The following is a 2,330-nucleotide window of genomic DNA, read 5'->3' as shown; positions in this document are numbered from 1 at the left end:
ACCAATGCGCGTCGAAATGAAGCCTGTTTTCGGGTTGCCCGTAGCGCACCGGGCAGCCAAAGACCTCGATGTCCCTTTTCGTCCCCCGAGGCCGGCCGAACGTGAAATCCAGACCCGACGCGGAGAACGATGATCCCATGACATCGCGATGCAGCGACACATGGACACCGGCCTGGAGCTCAACAATGAACTTATAGAGGGCCGCATCAACCTGCGGATACGGAACTGGAGTCATGGTCCAGACAGCAGCCTTGTCCTGCTCCAGGAATTGGACGTCCACGAGCGGTGCGGCGAGCTGGTGATATTCGACAGCAAAGGCCATGGTTCGGCGGAAGTCGGTGCTCGAAAGGATCGCAAAGCCGTACATGCCGTAAGTCGAGACATGGAACCTCGAGCCGGTCGCGTAGGCAAAATGCGGATTTGGGGAAAGCCTGATGGCATTGCGATAGGCTTCCAGAACCTGATTTGCAGAAACCCGGGCTTCCGGTGAGCCCAATTGCCGCTCGGAAACATGAAGTCCTGCGAGCGCCTCCTTGGCTGAAACGCCCTCGTCCTTGAGCGCGTCCACCACCGTCGCGATCTTGACGATGGGATAGATTTTTTCGTTCGGTCCAAGCTTGGTCATCGAGATTGATACGAAGTTCGTAGTCGCCTCACAGGCTCGACAGGTGCAGCGGCCGCACCTCGCGGGCCTGGGCGGCGAGGCGGATGCCGGCATTGGCAGCGCCAAAGCCCTGGTAATTGCGCCGCTCGACGATCTCGAAGAAGAAGCGCTCGTCGAAGATATGGGTATAGACCTGGAAGAACTCGCCCTCGCCTTCGCGGTCGTACAGGATGCGGTTTTCGCGCAGCGCCGCCATGGTCTGATCGTCGAGGCCGTAGCGGGCCTCGATGTCGTCGTAATAATTGTCGGGAATTTCCAGGAAGCCCGCGCCCCGTGCGCGCATGTCGGCGACAGCGGCAAAAATGTCGGTGCATGCGAACGCCACGTGCTGCACGCCGGAGCCGAAGAACTCCGAGATGAAGCGCGCCGACAAGGTCCGCGTCGCCGCCGAGCCGTTCAGCACGATGCGCAGGTCCCGCGCGCGGTTGATCAGCGCCTGGCTCTGCACCAGCCCGCGCGGATCGGGCACTTCCACCTGCGGCATGCGATCGAGATCGAGGATGCCGGTGTAGAACAACAGCCACGACAGCATCTCGTCGTAGGGCATCGACTGCGCGATGTGATCGACCGCGGTGAGCCGGTCGGTGGCCGCGTCGCTTACAACCATCTCGAAATCGGTGTCCCAGTTCTTGCCGCCGGTGTCGAGGAAATAGAGAAGGCTGCCGCCGACGCCATGGATCGCGGGGATTTCCAGTTCGCCCGGCCCGACCGGCTGATAGAACGCCCTGGCCTTCAAGGCTTCAGCCCGCGCCATCGCCTGGCCGGCATCGTCGACATCGAGCCCGATGGCGCAGACGCCGGGGCCGTGGGTGATGTAATGCGAATGCGCAAAGCCTTCGGGCTCGCAATTGATGACGAGCTCGATCTTGCCCTGCGACCATCGCTCCACGGCTTTGCTCCGATGCATGCCGGTGTTGCGGAAGCCGAGCTGGCCGAACAGGTTCGCGAGCTCGGCCGCCTTGGTCTCGTTGACGGCGAATTCGATGAAGCCGGCGCCGCGCGTCTGCGCCTTTGGTTTCAGCGCCTCGGCCGCTGCGGTTGGAAACTTCGCGGCAAGCTGGTCCTCCAGCAGGATCAGCGAGCGCAGGCCGTCGATCGCGGTGCGCGACGGCGAGCCGGCGCGGAACTGGTCGTTGAAGATTTCCAGCGACAGCGGCCCGGCATAGCCGGTGGCCGCCACCGCTTCCATGAATTCCGCGACCGGCAGGTCGCCCTGTCCCGGGAAACAACGGAAGTGCCGGCTCCAGGACAGCACGTCGAGCTCGATCCGCGGCGCGTCGGCGAGCTGCACCAGAAAAATCCTGTCGGCAGGGATGGCGCGGATCGCGTTGACCGGGAATTTCGGCGCCAGCGCGTGAAAGCTGTCGAGGATGATTCCGATCGCTGGATGCGCCGCGCGGCGCACGATCTCCCAGGCGTCACGATAGTCGTTGACATGACGGCCCCAGGCCAGCGCCTCGTAGCCGACCCGCAGGCCACGCTTGCCGGCGCGCTCGCCGAGCTCGCGAAAATCATCGGCGGCGCGGTCGATACCGCCGAGCGCGGCCGGCGAGACGTTGCTGCAGATCAGCAGCAGGTCGGTCTGAAGCTCCTGCATCAGGTCGAACTTGCGCTCGGCGCGGGCGAAGCCGCGCGAGCGTTGCGGCTCGGCAAAGCCCTCGAAATC

Annotated in this window: 2 protein-coding genes; both read right to left on the bottom strand. The window is 63.7% G+C overall.

The window, feature by feature from the left end:
* Positions 1-625, bottom strand: a 625-nt coding sequence (locus JOY90_RS18990) for an AraC family transcriptional regulator (protein WP_291692649.1), incomplete at its 3' end; no start/stop codon positions are given.
* A gap of 28 nt (positions 626-653) precedes the next feature.
* A partial coding sequence (locus tag JOY90_RS18985) for a bifunctional sugar phosphate isomerase/epimerase/4-hydroxyphenylpyruvate dioxygenase family protein (RefSeq protein WP_291692648.1) occupies positions 654-2,330 on the bottom strand: 1,677 nt, incomplete at its 5' end.

This window comes from Bradyrhizobium sp. (assembly GCF_019242285.1).
Taxonomy (GTDB): Bacteria; Pseudomonadota; Alphaproteobacteria; order Rhizobiales; family Xanthobacteraceae; genus Bradyrhizobium.
Note: the sequence above shows the minus strand (reverse complement) of the source record. Positions and strands in the feature narration are given on the sequence as shown.